Annotated in this window: 16 protein-coding genes, 1 tRNA gene and 2 pseudogenes; 7 read left to right on the plus strand and 12 right to left on the minus strand. The window is 35.6% G+C overall.

Features of this window, described 5'->3' with window-relative positions; translation table 11 throughout:
• Nucleotides 1-4: 4 nt before the first annotated feature.
• From B4F31_RS00355 to xerA, 10 genes are all read right to left on the minus strand, one after another.
• Complete coding sequence (locus B4F31_RS00355; RefSeq protein ID WP_286760327.1) at nt 5-811, minus strand: class I SAM-dependent methyltransferase; 807 nt, start codon at nt 809-811, stop codon at nt 5-7.
• 308 nt (nt 812-1,119) lie between these two features.
• Complete coding sequence (locus tag B4F31_RS00360) at nt 1,120-1,305, minus strand: hypothetical protein (protein ID WP_075327357.1); 186 nt, start codon at nt 1,303-1,305, stop codon at nt 1,120-1,122.
• A gap of 169 nt (nt 1,306-1,474) precedes the next feature.
• A complete protein-coding gene (locus tag B4F31_RS00365) occupies nt 1,475-1,939 on the minus strand; it encodes a hypothetical protein (protein ID WP_037320339.1) in 465 nt (154 codons plus the stop codon).
• A gap of 689 nt (nt 1,940-2,628) precedes the next feature.
• Nucleotides 2,629-3,135, minus strand: a complete 507-nt coding sequence (locus B4F31_RS00370) for a hypothetical protein (protein ID WP_037320350.1) — start codon at nt 3,133-3,135, stop codon at nt 2,629-2,631.
• A gap of 147 nt (nt 3,136-3,282) precedes the next feature.
• Nucleotides 3,283-3,696 carry a hypothetical protein gene (locus tag B4F31_RS00375; RefSeq protein WP_037320371.1) on the minus strand — a complete coding sequence of 138 codons (414 nt, stop codon included), beginning with the start codon at nt 3,694-3,696 and terminating at the stop codon, nt 3,283-3,285.
• A gap of 153 nt (nt 3,697-3,849) precedes the next feature.
• Nucleotides 3,850-4,323, minus strand: a complete 474-nt coding sequence (locus B4F31_RS00380; RefSeq protein ID WP_286760328.1) for a hypothetical protein — start codon at nt 4,321-4,323, stop codon at nt 3,850-3,852.
• Nucleotides 4,324-4,485: 162 nt separating this feature from the next.
• Nucleotides 4,486-4,983 carry a CPBP family intramembrane glutamic endopeptidase gene (locus B4F31_RS00385; protein WP_286760329.1) on the minus strand — a complete coding sequence of 166 codons (498 nt, stop codon included), beginning with the start codon at nt 4,981-4,983 and terminating at the stop codon, nt 4,486-4,488.
• Nucleotides 4,984-5,178: 195 nt separating this feature from the next.
• Nucleotides 5,179-5,712 (minus strand): DUF6252 family protein, encoded by a 534-nt coding sequence (locus B4F31_RS00390; protein ID WP_286760330.1) that lies wholly within the window; start codon nt 5,710-5,712, stop codon nt 5,179-5,181.
• A 171-nt stretch (nt 5,713-5,883) separates the two neighbouring features.
• Nucleotides 5,884-6,351, minus strand: a complete 468-nt coding sequence (locus B4F31_RS00395; RefSeq protein ID WP_349675907.1) for a MepB family protein — start codon at nt 6,349-6,351, stop codon at nt 5,884-5,886.
• 588 nt (nt 6,352-6,939) lie between these two features.
• The gene (gene xerA, locus B4F31_RS00400; RefSeq protein WP_057481320.1) at nt 6,940-8,064 is read right to left on the minus strand and encodes a site-specific tyrosine recombinase/integron integrase; all 1,125 of its coding nucleotides are present in this window, start codon (nt 8,062-8,064) and stop codon (nt 6,940-6,942) included.
• Between the two features lie 96 nt (nt 8,065-8,160).
• Between xerA and B4F31_RS00405 the strand changes: the two genes are divergently transcribed.
• The 7 genes and pseudogenes from B4F31_RS00405 to B4F31_RS00435 all read left to right on the plus strand — a co-directional run bounded on the left by B4F31_RS00405 (nt 8,161) and on the right by B4F31_RS00435 (nt 14,025).
• Nucleotides 8,161-8,547, plus strand: coding sequence for a hypothetical protein (locus tag B4F31_RS00405; protein WP_037320331.1), 387 nt, complete (start codon nt 8,161-8,163; stop codon nt 8,545-8,547).
• Between the two features lie 889 nt (nt 8,548-9,436).
• A complete protein-coding gene (locus B4F31_RS00410; RefSeq protein ID WP_286760332.1) occupies nt 9,437-9,784 on the plus strand; it encodes a single-stranded DNA-binding protein in 348 nt (115 codons plus the stop codon).
• A gap of 71 nt (nt 9,785-9,855) precedes the next feature.
• Nucleotides 9,856-10,306 (plus strand): annotated as a pseudogene (locus B4F31_RS00415) (JAB domain-containing protein).
• A 532-nt stretch (nt 10,307-10,838) separates the two neighbouring features.
• Nucleotides 10,839-11,971, plus strand: a protein-coding gene (locus B4F31_RS00420) for an IS3 family transposase (RefSeq protein ID WP_286760333.1) whose coding sequence is annotated in 2 segments (ribosomal slippage) — nt 10,839-11,100 and nt 11,100-11,971 — 1,134 coding nt in all. Because the reading frame shifts where the segments join, the coding sequence is not laid out codon by codon here.
• An 18-nt stretch (nt 11,972-11,989) separates the two neighbouring features.
• A pseudogene (locus B4F31_RS00425) lies at nt 11,990-12,277 on the plus strand (BfmA/BtgA family mobilization protein); the annotation flags it as partial.
• A 702-nt stretch (nt 12,278-12,979) separates the two neighbouring features.
• Entirely contained in the window at nt 12,980-13,270 is a 291-nt protein-coding gene (locus B4F31_RS00430; protein ID WP_051935865.1) for a helix-turn-helix domain-containing protein, read from the plus strand.
• Between the two features lie 5 nt (nt 13,271-13,275).
• On the plus strand, nt 13,276-14,025 hold the full coding sequence (locus B4F31_RS00435) for a hypothetical protein (RefSeq protein WP_286760334.1): 750 nt from the start codon (nt 13,276-13,278) through the stop codon (nt 14,023-14,025).
• A 232-nt stretch (nt 14,026-14,257) separates the two neighbouring features.
• On the opposite strand, the gene B4F31_RS00440 is transcribed toward B4F31_RS00435, so the two are convergent.
• Together B4F31_RS00440 and B4F31_RS00445 are read right to left on the minus strand one after the other, a co-directional pair.
• Nucleotides 14,258-15,496, minus strand: a complete 1,239-nt coding sequence (locus B4F31_RS00440) for a site-specific integrase (protein ID WP_057481325.1) — start codon at nt 15,494-15,496, stop codon at nt 14,258-14,260.
• Nucleotides 15,497-15,753: 257 nt separating this feature from the next.
• A tRNA-Ser gene (locus tag B4F31_RS00445) sits at nt 15,754-15,838 on the minus strand.
• Nucleotides 15,839-15,915 lie beyond the last annotated feature (77 nt).

The raw sequence follows: 15,915 nt of genomic DNA on the forward strand, positions 1-15,915 counted from the left end.
GCGATTATTGCTTTTCATAGGATATGTTGTTAGCAAACGTTTCTTGTTTTATTGCGATTATTCTAATCCTTTTATAGTCAGCAAACCATTTCCCGTCAATTAAACATTTTTCTTTTATATTTTCTTGTACTTCATTTTTAATTTCCTCAATATGATTATTGGTGACTCCGAAGAAAAAACTCCCTGCAAACATTGAAATCCAATCCTTTATTCCAGAATTCTCGTCTGCAAGTTCTGTCGGTCGATCATAATGCTCTGCGAAAAGCACCCTGAAACCAGCCGATTCAAGTTCAGTTGAATATTCACCTATTGATGGGAAATACCATAAATCCAAATTAGATTGTTTTATATAACCTCTGTTTCGCAAAGAATCTCTCAATTGCTGCACTATAGTTTGCACATTTCCTTTTCCTCCAAATTCAACCACAACTTTTCCAGTCGGCTTCAGATTTTCATACATACATTTTACTGCACTCTTATAGTCTTTTACCCAATGAAGTGCTGCGTTTGAAAAAATCGAGTCAAATTTTTTATCGAAACTAAAATTTCCGGCATCTGCAACCTGAAATTTAACATCAGGGAATTTTAATTTGGCATCTGCAATCATCTCATCAGATTTATCAATGCCCACTGCTTCTTTTGCTAGTTCGTTTATTTTAAAAGTCAATTGTCCAGATCCACACCCTAAATCCAAAATCCGTTCATTATTTTTTGGATCGAGCAATTTTATCAGATTTTCTCCGTAATGATAAACGAATGAATGTTTATCATTATACAGTTCGGGTTTCCATTTTGATATTGTATCGTTCATTTTTATTAATGTTTGCTAACGTCTCGTATAAAAACTGTGCGAGCAGGCGAGCGTGATTGTCCGAAGGACAATCAGCGCAGCAAGCGATTACGAAACTTCGATTTGGCATTAAAATAGCATTGTTTTTATATATTGTTACCCACTTTTGCGACACGTTTGAGTAAGCACGTTACCTGATCCGTAACTTTATAAGTGGCTGAGTGAAAGTCCGCCCAATTGTTAAGTCCTATTCCATCCCCAGCAATCAGATCCGATTTTTTTTATTCGGTCTGCTAATAAGTCCGATTTGCTACTTTTAAGATCTATTTCTAAAGCTCGGAATTTTCTTTTTGATCCTTACTAATTTGAGAATATAATCCTGCAATTATTATTACTCCAGTAGCGATACTTACACCTTTTCCATTGGTTCCATTATATATGAGGTAACTTCCTATAATCCATATAAAAATAGAGACAATCCCGATAATTTTAACCTTGGTAGATATTTTCTTCATTATTTATTTTTAAATATTATTCGGAGCAATTGTGGGTAACGTCCCGTATAAAAACTGTGCGAGATGGTGAGCGTGATTGTCCGCAGGACAATCCGCTATGCAAGCGAACACGGGGTTTCGATTCAAGAACAAATTGAGCATTGTTTTTATATATTGTTGGCAACTGGCTTTATTTCAGTGTTTTTATCGATTCATCAAAAAGTTCTTTATCAGCTGGTGAAACATTTAGATAGCCAATAAACTCTTCACCTACTTTTATTTCTTTCCAAAAAAGTCCATTGTCCTGTTGTCCGTGAACAATTGTATCTTTTTTCTTATTCAAAAGATCAAATCCCAGCCAACCTATAGTTTCATAGTTCTTGAAATTTGGAGTTGCGATAGCGTCATCATTGGTATAATAAATTATTGAAGAGTCCGCATAAACAACTCTAAATCCGTGTCCGTGCCCTCCGAATTCTTGGAGTATTGTCTTTTCGTTTTCCTCAAGATCGGGTACTCGAATCGTGTAGGTTTTTCTAATTCCAGTATCTTCTGGTTTAAAAACTATTTTTTCTTTTTCTAATCCGTTATTTATGCTTCCACAGCCAATAATGGTCAGAAGAAATAAAGCGAATATGAAATGTTGTCTTTTCATTTTTCGGAGCTTGTTGCCAACGTCCCGTATAAAAACAGTGCGGCGATCGCAGGCGATGATTTTCCGCAGGAAAATCAGACGCAGCAAGTACGCACAGATTTTCGATTAGGTACTAAAATAGCATTGTTTTTATACATTGTTGCCAAATGCACCGCACGCCCGAGTGAGCCGCTTCGCTCTTGAATCCGCTGCGTTTTGCTTTTTAAAGTTTAAATTTTCTTACCTCTCAAAAAGGGCATTTTTACGTCCGTTTTTTTCTCCGCTTGAGTAAGAAAGTCCGCTGTATTTTAGTTTGAAACTTTGATGTTCTTACCTCTCCAAAATGATATTTTTAGTGCTTCTTTTTTTCTTCGCTTGAGTGAGAAATCCGCTGCTTTTCAAATCTGTGTAAAACTGGCACACTGAAAATCAGAATAAAACCAAATGTAAGTGTGTATTTATTTATATAATTATTGCCAAATATGTAAAGGGTGAAGATTATAATACTAACAACTAAAAATAGATACTTTAAGTAAGGCAAAAATTTCATAACTCTTTAAAATTGATTATTTACGTCCTGTTTATCAGCGGTGTTTTTGGCAACGTCCCGTATAAAAACTGTGCGAGCGGGCGAGCGTGATTGTCCGCAGGACAATCCGCTGAGCTAGCGAGCAATGATTTTCGATTCAAGACAAGATTTAGCATTGTTTTTATATATTGTTGCCAGCAGTATTTTTTTCGAGAGGCACTATTGAATCTTTAAAATTAACTCTCAAGTAGATTAAAGCCAGGATCATTATTAAAGCCACAAGGTTTATTAGAAGAAAGTGAGACTCAGAGTCATCCCGAAGGTAGATTATAGATGTCCCCGTAAAATATTCGTAGTCTATCCAAAAGTTATAATCCGAAGTGGCAGGTTTTTGGTATCCAAAACTAACATAAGGTCCGATAAAATAATACCAATAAATTCCAAAGAAACTAAACTGAAATAATTGTAATGCAAAATTAAAAATAGAAAGAGCGATGCCTATTGGTCTATTAAGAATCAAATGCGTTCCTGCATATATACATATACCAATTAGAATTAATAAAGGCAAGGTAACTGTGAGAAAACTAACCATTCCAACTTCTGCTAATCTATTAAAAAAGGCGTAAACTAATATCAATCCGCCTACGATTTGAATAACACCAATAAAAAGTCTTAGAATTTTATCCATTTATTTTTTCCTTTACCTGTTTGGTTATATTGCTGGCAACGTCCCGTATAAAAACCGTGCGAGATGGCGAGCTTGATTGTCCGCAGGACAATCAGGCGTTGCAAGCGAGCATGGAGTTTAAATTCAAAACCTAAGTAAGCATTGTTTTTATATGTTGTTAGCAAACGGTGTTTTGTCCGCTGGCAGATCCAACTTCGAAAGGATTCGCTCGAGTTCGATTAAAGACTTTTCATCAACCACCCCCGAATTAATAGTTAATTCCTCCGTGTCAGTTTTTAAGATATAATCACCAGCGAATTTTTTAATCCAGTTTATATCGGATAGGTAGAGTTTTTTTCCAGAAAGAGAATTTTTCTTGATCGATTTATCATCGATGGTCAGGTATTGATTGCTTTTTTCGTAAAAAAAACTACTCCAGTAGAGTATTGCTATTACTAAAAATCCGTAATCCATCCAGTTATTTTCAACGGAATAGTTCAAATTAAGAAAACCTAAAATTGTCCATAGAATTCCAAAAATAAGGTATCGATTGAACCGCTTTTTCTTGTATTTTATTTTCATTTTTTTACTGTTTGCTAACGGTCTCGTATAACCGTCAGTTACGGGTTAATATGTGTTAATTTTCGGTTTGGCACAGACGTTAGCAATTCCGAGTGGATTCGGACGTAGTCGAATCCGCCGTAATTGCGGTTATACATTGTTGTAAAACGTTTTTTATTTCCAAAATTTCCAGCTCTTTTTGTTTCCTCCATTTTTCCATTTACTGTATCGTTTGTCAAGAACTTTTGAAAGTCGGTCATAATTCTCCCAGGTATTTGGAATTTCATAAAGCGATTCACAGTCAATATCGTCAAATTCGTCAAGATAATCGTCAAGGTATTGTCCATAAGATTCTTCAGGGTCAGAACTTTGATAATAGAATTCGGTAAATTTTAGTCCTTCTTCATTAAAATCTTCTTCCCATAATTTTTCATCGCATTCCGAAAACAGAAAATCTCTACCTGTTTTTTCTCGTTTTTTTACTTTTTCAATTTCCGATTTTGAGTTTTCAATATGAGTTTGTCCAATTAAATCATTATTAATTATCCAAGTCAAATACATTCCAATATGGGTTCCACCATTCTCAATTGGTAAATCTTTCGGATAATCTCCACCATAATGCCAATCAGCTCTGTCAATACTTGCCATAGTTTTTCTTAAATGTTTTACAACGTCTCGTATAAAAACTGTGCGAGCGGGTGAGCGTGATTGTCCGCAGGACAATCCGCTGAGCAAGCGAGCACGCATTTTCGATTTGAGATGGGGTTGAGCATTGTTTTTATATAATGTTGGCAACTGGCTTTGGCCGCTTTATTTTTCTAGAAGAATAAATACTACAGCGATTAAGTTTCTTAAAGAATGAATAGAAGTAGTAATCCAAAAACTTGATTCCTTTCTTTGTTGGAATATAATGTAAGACTTTGCTAATATTATTCCTGTTGGAAATGTTAATAAACTATACCAGGAACTGTAACCAAAATGCATTAGTGCAAAAAGCACCGAAGAAAATAATATTATCAAAATTTCATATTTTCTTTTTAAAAATCCTTGTAAAAGTTTTATTGGAAATGCTTGTAAAAATAAGGTTTCCAAAATCGGGGCAAACACAACCGCCATTAAAAAAAGGCTAATTGGAGTATAGTTGTCGGAGTCAATCCCTCCTACTTCATCATCAGAAATATTCAAATATTCTAATAAAACCGCGAAAGGTATAAGTGAAATTAAAATTAATAAAGTAGTAGCTAAAATGAAATTGAAATAGCTTAAACCTTGCCATTTTATATATCCGCGATTTACTAAATCCATCATTTAAAGAATTTCAGCTTGTTGCCAACGTCTCGTATAAAAACTGTGCGAGCCGGCGAGCGTGATTGCCCGCAGGACGATCAGGCGTTGCAAGCGAGCGCAGAGTTTCGATTCAAGACAATATTTGAGCATTGTTTTTATATTTTGTTGTGCAATGTTTGTTTTCAAATTTCTTAATTGGGGAATAAAATATTCTTATTAATAGCGCACATCAAAACGTCCGTTTCTAACTTTTACAATTTCTGCATTATTATTAACTGCATCAAACCAAAAGGTACCGCTTAAAATCCTATTACTTTCATCTAAATTGGTTATAGTAAATTCTCCTGTTACTTCATCTGTTGTAGAGTAGCCAATTAAACCATTTAGATAAACACCTGTTGTACTTATGTCCGAAGATTTTTTCATAGAATAGGTATCACCTTCTTCTAATTTCTCATCCTTTGATTCTATCATAACCATTTTGTTACCATTATTTCGATTACGAATAGATACTCCAAAAATATATTTTCCGTTATGAAAAACATATTGGGCTTTTAAAACCGAGCCACTATTTAAACTTTGTCCGCCTGGTAAAAAAACTTGTCCATCCACTAAACAACCCGCAGTATTAGCTCCCGTTTGGGTAGCAGCTGGTAGACAATCCACAGGATTGTAACAATCTTCTTCTTTGGAGCAGGAAGAAGTAAGCAGAAACATAATGAATAACAGAGGAATTAACGTAGGTTTCATAGGTTTATGATTTTTTGCAATATTGCACAACGTCCCGTATAAAAACTGTGCGAGCTGGCGAGCTTGATTGTCCGCAGGACAATCCGCTGAGCAAGCGAGCACGGAGTTTCGATTTGAGACAGGTTTTAGCATTGTTTTTATATACTGTTGTAAGTAGTGCTTGCCGCAGGGTTATTGAGCTTTATATAAATCCGTTACTTTTTTTAAATCGGTTGAATAAGTAATTTCGTGAAAATAGTTTAACTGCCATTTTTGAGTTTTTCCCGCTTGTTTATTATTTGCAATGACCCAACTCGGATAAACTCGAAATGCCCTTTTCCCTTCTTTTTTGTCCGTTGATATTATTCCTTTTTTTATCAACACAGATTTTGGAAAAACAAATTGTCCGAACTGGTTTTCGGTCCTTACGTTCACAACAAAAAAATCAAATTGGTCATTTACTTCAAAAGGTTCAATCGGTCCGTTTCCATTCCGTTTCCAGAATGTTACAAACTGTCCTACTTTTTTAGGGGTAATTTTAGCGTTTCTGCTTATAATTTTTCGTCCGTTTAAATCAAATCGGCAAGCAATATATTCTTTACTTTCTGTTTCAAGTTGGAAATCCGATATTTTCAATCCGCATTTTTCATAAATTTCCATTTTTATTCGGTTAAGATTACAATCCATATTCCTTACTTAGTTTGATTTTAAACGAAATTATGTCTGCATTACTTACAACGTTGATCTAACTGCCGTAGTCGCATTTTTGCGGCTATTGCAGTTAGATGGTGTTGTATGCTGTTTATCTTATCTGCCAGGATCAGGTTAACAGAGACTGTTGATTGAAGCGCAAAAATAAAAATACTTCTTTTAAGGTCCGTGCCCCGTTTACATTGTGTTTAGAAGTAGATCTAAACATCCGTGAAATAAGGGGAGGGCTTTTCAAATTGTCCGTATAGCTAAAGTAAAAAATTAAGGGAGTTGCCCCATAGACTATTTCCAAAACTTCAACTACCTTAACCTCAAGTATTAGTAACGTGATAACGTTTGGATAGTTAAAAAACTCTCCACGATCTCATCGCTAAATACTTGGGGACACTACCAAAAAGTATGTCCTTCTCTTTCCTTTAGCTATACCTCCTAAAATCAGCCCAGGATCCTCAAAAGAAGACCATTCGCTGCCAGCAATAGTATACAACGTACGTATAAATGCAGTATTACATTTATATCTATTATGTCTTTACATGACTAATCTAATGGATTTTTAATCTTAAAAAAAATATTTGTAGCCACGTGCGTGTAAATTTCTGTTGTTTTGGTGCTTCTATGCCCAAGGAGTACCTGGATATATCGTAAATCGGTTCCACTCTCCAAAAGATGGGTTGCAAAGGAATGTCGTAACATATGGGGTGTCACCCGCTTCTTGATCTTCGCTTTTTTCGCAGCATTCTTTACTATACTCGAAACACTTTCGGGACTATAGGCTTTCCTGCCCGGGCCTTCAAACAAAAAATTAGTCGGTCGCCATTCTTTATAGTATTTTCGTAAATCACCAAGTAGTTTTTCGCTTAAGATTGTAAACCTATCTTTATTTCCTTTGCCCGATCTTACCTTAATCACCATTCTCTTACTATCTATATCTTCCAGTTTTAAATTTAAGAGCTCAATTCTTCTTAAACCGGCCGAATAAAGCAAACTTACTATACATCGGTGTTTAATGTTATTAGTATGCTCAATAATAGCCATTATTTCCTCTTTTGCCAGGACCTTCGGCAGTTGTTCTATAGGTCTGGGACGTTCTATGGCATAAAACCTATTGGGCATTTCCAGTACCACTTCATAATAGAATTTAATAGCATTAATGGCCTGGTTAATATAGGAATGAGAAAAATCCTCTCGTATCAATTTCTGAAGATATAATCTTATATCCTCTTCGTTCAAATCCTTTATCTCCCTGTCACTGTAATGATTTATGAATGTTTCGAAACAAGAAACATAGGTTTTGATCGTGCTATTGGCATACCGTTTTAATTCTAATTTTCTAAGGTAGCTTCCAGGGCAATATCGCTTTCCGCTTACCTCTTCCCTATTTTGCAGCTGTTGAATGTTCACAGGCTCTTCCTCTCTTCCAAAACTAGCCTTGGAATAAAAATGATTGCAATTGATCCAGGCAACACCACGAAAGGTCTTAAAAACAAGCTCCAGGTTAGCCGGTGTGTTTAAGATATAATTCATGCGAAACTTCTCACTCCACTGTACATCGGGTAAGTTGTCCACCATAACCTGCACTACTTTATCGGTAAAGAATTTTAACCCTATACATTTTTCTTTATCAATGATTAAATTCTTTAGAGTAATATACTTCCTATCCATATGGCCTGCGCATTTATTGGTATATAAATGTAAACAGACTTAAACCCTAAAACGTTTATTATCCGTATATTATACGACTAAAACGGCTTTATAATTATGGAAACTGAAAAACATTGTCTGGCCTGTAATAAAAAACTGGAAGGCCGTCCAGATAAAAAGTTTTGCGATCCCTATTGTAAAAGTGCCTGGCATTATCAAAAAACCAAAGAAGGAGCTGCCGGATTCTATGCAAAAGTAGACCGCCAATTAAAAACTAATCGAAGGATTTTAAAAAGCTTCAACAAAGCAGGGAAAGCCACGGTTAGAGCTGACATTTTAAAACAACACGGCTTCGATCCTAATTACTTTACGCACTATTGGAAAAACAGCAAGAAGGAAGTTTATCTCTTTGTATATGAATTTGGTTTTCTAACCCGGTATGAAAACGGAAAAAAGAAATATGTTCTTGTAACCTGGCAAAACTATATGGAGAAAACTACTTAACCTTTATGCCTATATATCAAAATTCATCCTGGTTATTCTCTTTCTTAAAGCATAAATCTTAATCAAAAAATTACATGGCTTCGCCACAGTCACTCCCATTGGTCTTTCTTTTAAGCAATTACGAATTACTTACAGCTATCAACCTCAAATTGCCTTAAATTTAATTCGAGATAGCTTTAAAAATAATCAATGTATAAAGTAAAATTGGTGGTTAATTAAATGAGTAGGGATTCCAAATTTAAAAAATATCTAATTCTAGGTTTATATTACTATCTATAGTTATTAACAAGATATTAAGAATAAAATAGAGAATTGAATAATTTTTGGAGTTAAATGAGGGGTTTTCATTCCATTCAGCACTTTAGTCTTACGTACCTCCAGGCTAAAGAGCCTCATTCACTGGCACCGGACACAAGCGAAAAATCTTCACCTTCCATTTCGCTTATTCCGCAAAAACGGCGGAATGCTTCATTCTCGGTTCTGGTTTTCCACTTAAGTCCTCAAATTGGATTCCATAATTAATTTAATTCCACTTCCTGCTCCTTCCCTACTCTTCCATTTACCTATTTGAAGTATTTTCGGCCTTCACTGTTACCTTTTTCTGTAATGCAAAATACCAAGATTTAGAAGTTAGTCCGCACTGCATAAAGCCAGTCCCTGCGCTCCCTTTTTATAAGTCCTCCCTAATTCTAAATCTTGAAAATGTATCAGCATCAGAAAAAGGTAACAGTGAAGGCGCTACGGGAAGTAAATCTAAAAACGGAAAAATGAAATCATACAAAATCTACAAAAAAGGAAGCGGAATTAAAAAAATCAAAAAAGGAAAACGCTCAGGATACAATAAGTAAATCAGTTAAAAATCAATTATAAACCTTTAAATCTTTTAATTATGAAAACGCTTAGAAACACAGTACAGTTAATTGGAAACGTAGGGGAAGATCCAAAATCTCACAGGTTTGAAAATGGTATGTTGGTTTGCCGATTCTCTTTGGCCACCAATGAACAATTTTTTAAAGACGGAGAGAAAATTCAGGAAACACAATGGCACCAGCTTGTAACCTGGAGTAAGCAGGCAGAACTTGCCAGTAAGTATATCGCTAAGGGAAAGGAAATTGCTATTAAAGGCAAATTAACTTATCGCTCGTATAACAACGAAGCTGGGGAAAAACAGTACATCACCGAAATTCTGGTAAATGAGATCCTTTTATTGAGCAGCTCAAAACGGGATAATAATTAATTAAAAGCAAAGAGGGCGTCATCGTCGAAAATTGCGCCCTCTTTCATTATTTAACTTTAAACAAATCAATAATGGAAACCAAAGTTAATGAAATCGCAATAAGTTACAGCGGAAGTATTAAAACAAAATTACTTCCAAAAATATCTTCTTCCCGTGATGCTGCTAACCTTCTATTCGAGCATTGGGATAAACACAACATTGAACTCTTTGAAAATTTTTAAAATGTTGCTCCTTAATAATTCTAATAAGGTAAAAGGTATTTACACCCTCTCTACAGGAGGCATCACCGGAACTTTAGTGGATATAAGAATCGTATTCGCGGTAGTCCTAAAGTCCGTTACGACCTCTATAATTTTAGCACATAACCATCCATCGGGAACCCTTCAGCCCAGTCAACCCGATAAATTGCTAACGGAAAAGATCAAAAAAGCAGAGGAACTTTTTGATATTAAGGTATTGGATCATTTAATACTAACTCCCGATGGGGATTACTTCAGCTTTGCCGATGAAGGCATTTTATAACAGGAAATAATTAGTTTCTCAATTATTCTTCCAATTCTCTACAGTTAATTTTAAAGATTTTCTTTTCCAATCATAAAAAATGGGATTCAGTTTCTCACTAATTAAAGCGCTATTAAATTCAATTTAAAAGTTGAAATTTTTGTCCCTGCGGGACGAAAAGGTAAAGGAAAAGGTAAAGGAAAAGGTAAAGGAAAAGGTAAAGGAAAAGGTAAAGCAAGAGGGTAACGGGCAGAGCCACGTTAAGAATTACCTTTTAAAATATAAACGACTGTTTAACAGCTATTTAAATAATTTTATCCAATGGTAAAAATTAAAAAGAGGCTGTTTTATTACTAAAAACCCTTGAAACCCATTGAAAAATGGTAGAAATTTTACTAAAAAATGGATGAAGAATATAAAAAAGAGAAGTTCGAGACTCTAAAGATCAAGACTTCCGTAGCCAAAAAATTTAGAAGGTTCAGCCGGGTGTAAGCTTCCCTTAAAAACGAACTGTTTAAAATTATAATATATTTTATAACTTTAAACAGTAATTATGAAGAAGAGTAGATATTCACCACAGCAAATCGCAAAGATTTTAAAGGAGTTTGATAACGGAAAAACGGCCGCAGAGATCAGCCGTGAATATAGCATTAGCACAGCTGCATTCTACAAGTGGCGGGAACGCTATGGCGGGATGAACGGCAAAGAGCTTAAGCGCCTGAAGGACCTTGAGGAGGAGAACCGAAGGCTGAAGCAGATGTATGCCAATCTATCCCTGGATCATCAAATGGCCAAAGAAATCATCGAAAAAAAGCTTTAAAGCCCTGCCGTAAAAGAATCATAGCCAAAGAACTTACGCGTTACGGTATTAGCAGGGCGTGCCGTGTTTTAAATATGAGCAAAAGCGTTTTTTATTACAGGCCAATTCCAAAGGACGATACTGCTATCGAGGAGGCTTTACAACAGAAAGCTAAAGAACATAGCGAAGAAGGCTTCTGGATGGCTTACGATCGTCTAAGGAGTGAAGGCAAGCCCTGGAACCATAAACGGGTGTACAGGGTCTATAAAAAGCTTGGCCTGAGTTTGAGACGCAAGGTTAAAAAGCGTTTAACTGCCAGGGTCAAAGAACCCTTGGAGGCTCCCATAGCTCCCAATCACAGCTGGAGTATTGATTTTGTGACCGACGTTTTAGAAAATAAAAGGCGCTTCCGCGGCTTAACTGTAATCGATGATTACAACCGGGAAGCATTGCATATAGAAATTGATTTTTCACTGCCCAGCAAGCGCGTCGTCTGGGTACTAAACCATTTAATTAATCGCAGGGGAAAACCCCAAAAAATAAGAATGGATAATGGTCCTGAATTTGTTGCTAAGATCGCTTCAGAATGGAGCCAGATGCAAGAAATCGACTTTCAGTATATTCAACCCGGAAAACCAACCCAGAATGCTTTTATAGAGAGATTCAATGGAACCTATCGAAGAGGCGTTCTCAATAAGTACCTCTTTGAAGATCTCAATCAGGTAAGGGAACAAACCGAGACCTGGATGAAAGATTACAACAATGTAAGACCACATAATGCACTGGGAAAAATGGCCCCCGTAGCATACGCGAAAAGTCATTCTCCTGGCGGTACCGCCAGGAGAATGAAAAATGATATTTTTGGACAATCAAGCAGTTCTAATTAGGGGAAGCTTACACGGGCTTTATCTAAATCTCAATCAATGACATTATTATCGAGGGTCGAATTTTTTGAAATGAATAGTATTTCTCCCAATGAAATGATGGGTCCAAAAATGGAGACTCTGGAAAACCTTGTCAAAAAAAGAATAAATGCAGTAATCGCAATTTTGAAAGATATAGAGAAGAATAAAGTAAACCCCACTTTAGGCATTTTGGAATCTCTAATGGAAGCTGCAGATCCCAAAAATAACTACGAAAATCGAATAAGGGACTATGAGGAAGACGATATTCATCCTGATTTTTATAAATAAAACCCCTGGTTAAAATTGCAGGTTTTATTTCGGTTATTTCTTTTCCAACACCTTACCTTTTGCTACGAAAGCACCAAGCTTTGAAATTAACCGGACCGCATAAACCGGCAGGCTATTTATAGCTCCTCTATAATTTCAAAGCTTGAAAATGAAAGAGCATCAAAAGATAATCCGAAAGCGCTGAAAGAAGTAATGAAAAGACGGACTCAAAAACTGTCATTTCAATCTACTTTTTGCTCCTTTCCGACGTCAAAAAGGAAAATGCTCCAGATGAAAATAGTAATTGTTAAAAAAGCTATCATTTTATTTAGTGTCATTTGGTTGATTTTGTGATCTTGAAGGCAGCTTTCTAAGTTTTAGATTTTCAAAATATCCCAAACGGTAACAAATTTAATGTTACCAAAAAAATTACTCTTAAGTGTTTTATAATCAATTTATTGCATATTTTTAAAGAGATGAATTACAGTAGTTTTTTAAAGTGCTTAGTTGTCCATTTTTTGTTTGACTTCGAAGACATAAGCATATAAATATTAAAAACGTTTTTGGTTTTTTTACTGGGTTAACCACTTGTTGGTTAAGCTAAGCTTGTATAAAATTTTTGCTTCCTAGAACAATTTTCTGAAAAAAGAAAGCTGCCAGAAGGTAAAAAAATTAAGTAATGGTAATTTTTAAAATAATAACAGATCATAAACTAATGAAATTATGAAAGAAAGCATCCATCCATTTATGGTCAGTATGCATTCCCTGGAAGCTAAAATAGAACAGCTCACCAGGGAATTCAGGATCAGGCAGATTAAAGATCCCTGTCTCATCCTTCTGGATAATGCTGATTTTATCCAGCTATTTAAAATAAGTGCGAAAACAGCTCAAACCTGGCGGGAAGAAGGGCTGATTGAATACGCACAGGTGAAAGGAAAGATCTACTACAGTCTCAAGGATATCCAGGCATTTATAAATCGTCACCGAAAAAATAGGAAGGATGCTAACTCTTAAGTAAGATGACTCCGGAGATTTCAGTTCCCATTCAGCTATTTATTGATGCACAGCAAAAAGGCTATGCTAAAAAGCTGCAATTCTTTCTATCCTTGAAGCTAATCTACAAGTGCGGAAAGGCAAAACTGGATGATGGGGAACTGTTATTTTTAGAATTAACCGAAGAGATCAGCTCTCGAAAAACTACATTAAAGTATATTGACTTTCTGGTAGAGAAAGGTTGGTTGCAATACAATAACAGGACGGGTTATTACATCATAAAATCTTTTGAAAGGATACGAAGCGAGAATAACTGGAAGCTCAGGCTTTCCTATCCGGTAGATTTTTATTCTTACCGAAACATTAAAGCAATTACAGGGGCAATTATTTATGGATATCTACATAAAGACTTCTGGAGAAAAGTAAGGAGAAAGAAAAGCGTACAGATAAAAGGCAGTACCTATCATTTTCTATCCCCTAACTTTAATTATATAGAAGCACCTGCTCCATTATCTGTACTTGGAATCTGTAGGATATTTCAAATTTCACCGTCAACTGCTTCCAGACTTAAAGAAGCTGCTGAAAAGCAAAAATTGCTGCAGGTCAAAAAGAATTACGGGGCTTCAGTACCCAGTAAAAAAGCTATGGAGCTGTGTTTAGACTACAATGATAAGCGGAACAATATTGTCATTTACCAGGGAAATTACCGATTCCAGTTAATTGATACTATTTTACCTCTTTTTCTTTTTAAAAAGCGGAAAAAACTGAAAACATAAAGGAAAGGTTTATAGTATGAAAAAAATAAAAAACTTTTTGGCCAAAGTTTGATCAAGTTAGGCGCGATAGCGCGTTTGTTTCTCTTTGGAACAGAACCGGAGCAAAGCCGGTTTAAAGCTAGGCTATAGCTTCTGCACTACTTGTTTCTTACTTGTCCATTTTTTGGACTAGTTAAAGCGAATAGCTTATACATTGATAGCCATTCAAGCTAAAGCCGGTATAGAATAGCAATTAAGCCTTTCTCCAAAAATTTTTGGATTCTAATCGTTCTTTCAATACAGCCATATCGTCACCCACTTTTCGATCTAGAATTTTTGCATAGTGCTGAGTTGTACGAAGATTTTTGTGTCCTAGCATTTTACTCACACTCTCTATAGGAACTCCATTTGCAAGCGTAACAGTAGTTGCAAACGTGTGCCTGGCCAAATGGAATGTAAGATTTTTGTTGATGCCGCAAAGATCTGCTATTTCCTTAATATAAGCATTCGTTTTTTGATTACTTAGAATTGGAAGTAACCGCTTCTCGCTCACATCGGGATGCGAAGAATATTTTTCCAATATAGCCTCTGCCACAGGAAGAATTGGAACGCTGCATCTGGTCTTAGTTTTTGTTCTCTTAGTTTTAATCCATTTATTACCATCAATACCAATTACCACTTCCTTTTCTGAGAGTTTTTTTACCTCAGCATAACTAAGCCCAGTAAAGCAACTAAACGTAAAAATATCTTTAATTAAATCCAGTCGCTCATTTTTAATTTCTTTGGAGATCAGCGCCTGAAGTTCAACTTCAGTTAGAAACTCCCGATCTACCACTTTTAATTTACCTTTCCAGTTCTGAAAAGGGTCTTTTGCTATCCATTCGTTTGATAATGCTATGCGAATGATTTTTTTAAAGTTTGTTACATATTTAATGGCGGAATTATGCGCACAGTTCCTTTCTGTCTTTAAATAATATTCAAAGCCGGTAATAAATTTGAGGTTTACCTCTTTTACTGGAATATCCGAAACTTTGTACTCCTTTTCTATATATTCCCCTACGTGATTTTTAGCCGTTCTATATCTTTCAGCTGTACCGGCGGCAAAATCTTTACCTACAAGTCTATTAACCCGATCATTGTGTTCCTGGAAAATATCCAGAAGCATCCTTTCCTGGTCTTCTTTTTTCTTGTCTTTTCCTAAAAATGTGTCCACCAAGTCCTGAGCAGTAAACTTCGTTCCCTTTTCTAAAAGTTTTTGATGAGATATATAGAGGTCGTTTTCAACTTTGGATAAATATCTATTAAGAATTTTCGCTTTCTCAGTATTCCCCTTGGCCCTTCCTGCTGAAGAATTCCAATCTTCTTTGGAAATTTTTCTACGAAGACTAGTGGCTGCTCGCTTACCTCTTAGTGTGACTCGAAGGTAGATTGGTGATAAAGAATTTTTTGCGCCACCTCTTAGATAAAAAATATGGAAGAAATTTGTATCCATGACTTTAGATTTTTTAGATTAATACATTTCTAAAGTACGAAATTACATCAATCATAAAACACTAAATATCAAATTGTTAAAATATTTTTGTAGGAATATTCATCATAAAGGTGTCACTAATTTCAGTTATTCAAGTGACACCGAATTTGACACCTCCTAGCTTGATATTCTTTGGGATATTTTGAAATATTGTAAAATAAAAAAGCCCCAAAACCATAGGGTTTGAGGCTTTTTGCAATATTTTGTAAGTTAAGTAGCGGAGGAAGAGGGATTCGAACCCCCGGACCTGTTACAGTCAACAGTTTTCAAGACTGCCGCAATCGACCACTCTGCCATTCCTCCAATAAAATGCTAAGCTTTTCTGCTTAGCGGATGCAAATATAACAAGCTTTTACAAATACACACAAGCTTTTCTATAA

The sequence above is a fragment of the Salegentibacter sp. UBA1130 genome, assembly GCF_002311535.1.
In the GTDB taxonomy this organism is placed as follows: Bacteria; Bacteroidota; Bacteroidia; order Flavobacteriales; family Flavobacteriaceae; genus Salegentibacter; species Salegentibacter agarivorans.

What these genes read in the sequence shown, in the direction of transcription:
- B4F31_RS00355 (WP_286760327.1), bottom strand. Translation starts at nt 811, where the DNA reads ATGAACGATACAATATCAAAATGGAAACCCGAACTGTATAATGATAAA.
- B4F31_RS00360 (WP_075327357.1), bottom strand. Translation starts at nt 1,305, where the DNA reads ATGAAGAAAATATCTACCAAGGTTAAAATTATCGGGATTGTCTCTATT.
- B4F31_RS00365 (WP_037320339.1), bottom strand. Translation starts at nt 1,939, where the DNA reads ATGAAAAGACAACATTTCATATTCGCTTTATTTCTTCTGACCATTATT.
- B4F31_RS00370 (WP_037320350.1), bottom strand. Translation starts at nt 3,135, where the DNA reads ATGGATAAAATTCTAAGACTTTTTATTGGTGTTATTCAAATCGTAGGC.
- B4F31_RS00375 (WP_037320371.1), bottom strand. Translation starts at nt 3,696, where the DNA reads ATGAAAATAAAATACAAGAAAAAGCGGTTCAATCGATACCTTATTTTT.
- B4F31_RS00380 (WP_286760328.1), bottom strand. Translation starts at nt 4,323, where the DNA reads ATGGCAAGTATTGACAGAGCTGATTGGCATTATGGTGGAGATTATCCG.
- B4F31_RS00385 (WP_286760329.1), bottom strand. Translation starts at nt 4,983, where the DNA reads ATGATGGATTTAGTAAATCGCGGATATATAAAATGGCAAGGTTTAAGC.
- B4F31_RS00390 (WP_286760330.1), bottom strand. Translation starts at nt 5,712, where the DNA reads ATGAAACCTACGTTAATTCCTCTGTTATTCATTATGTTTCTGCTTACT.
- B4F31_RS00395 (WP_349675907.1), bottom strand. Translation starts at nt 6,351, where the DNA reads ATGGAAATTTATGAAAAATGCGGATTGAAAATATCGGATTTCCAACTT.
- xerA (WP_057481320.1), bottom strand. Translation starts at nt 8,064, where the DNA reads ATGGATAGGAAGTATATTACTCTAAAGAATTTAATCATTGATAAAGAA.
- B4F31_RS00405 (WP_037320331.1), top strand. Translation starts at nt 8,161, where the DNA reads ATGGAAACTGAAAAACATTGTCTGGCCTGTAATAAAAAACTGGAAGGC.
- B4F31_RS00410 (WP_286760332.1), top strand. Translation starts at nt 9,437, where the DNA reads ATGAAAACGCTTAGAAACACAGTACAGTTAATTGGAAACGTAGGGGAA.
- B4F31_RS00430 (WP_051935865.1), top strand. Translation starts at nt 12,980, where the DNA reads ATGAAAGAAAGCATCCATCCATTTATGGTCAGTATGCATTCCCTGGAA.
- B4F31_RS00435 (WP_286760334.1), top strand. Translation starts at nt 13,276, where the DNA reads ATGACTCCGGAGATTTCAGTTCCCATTCAGCTATTTATTGATGCACAG.
- B4F31_RS00440 (WP_057481325.1), bottom strand. Translation starts at nt 15,496, where the DNA reads ATGGATACAAATTTCTTCCATATTTTTTATCTAAGAGGTGGCGCAAAA.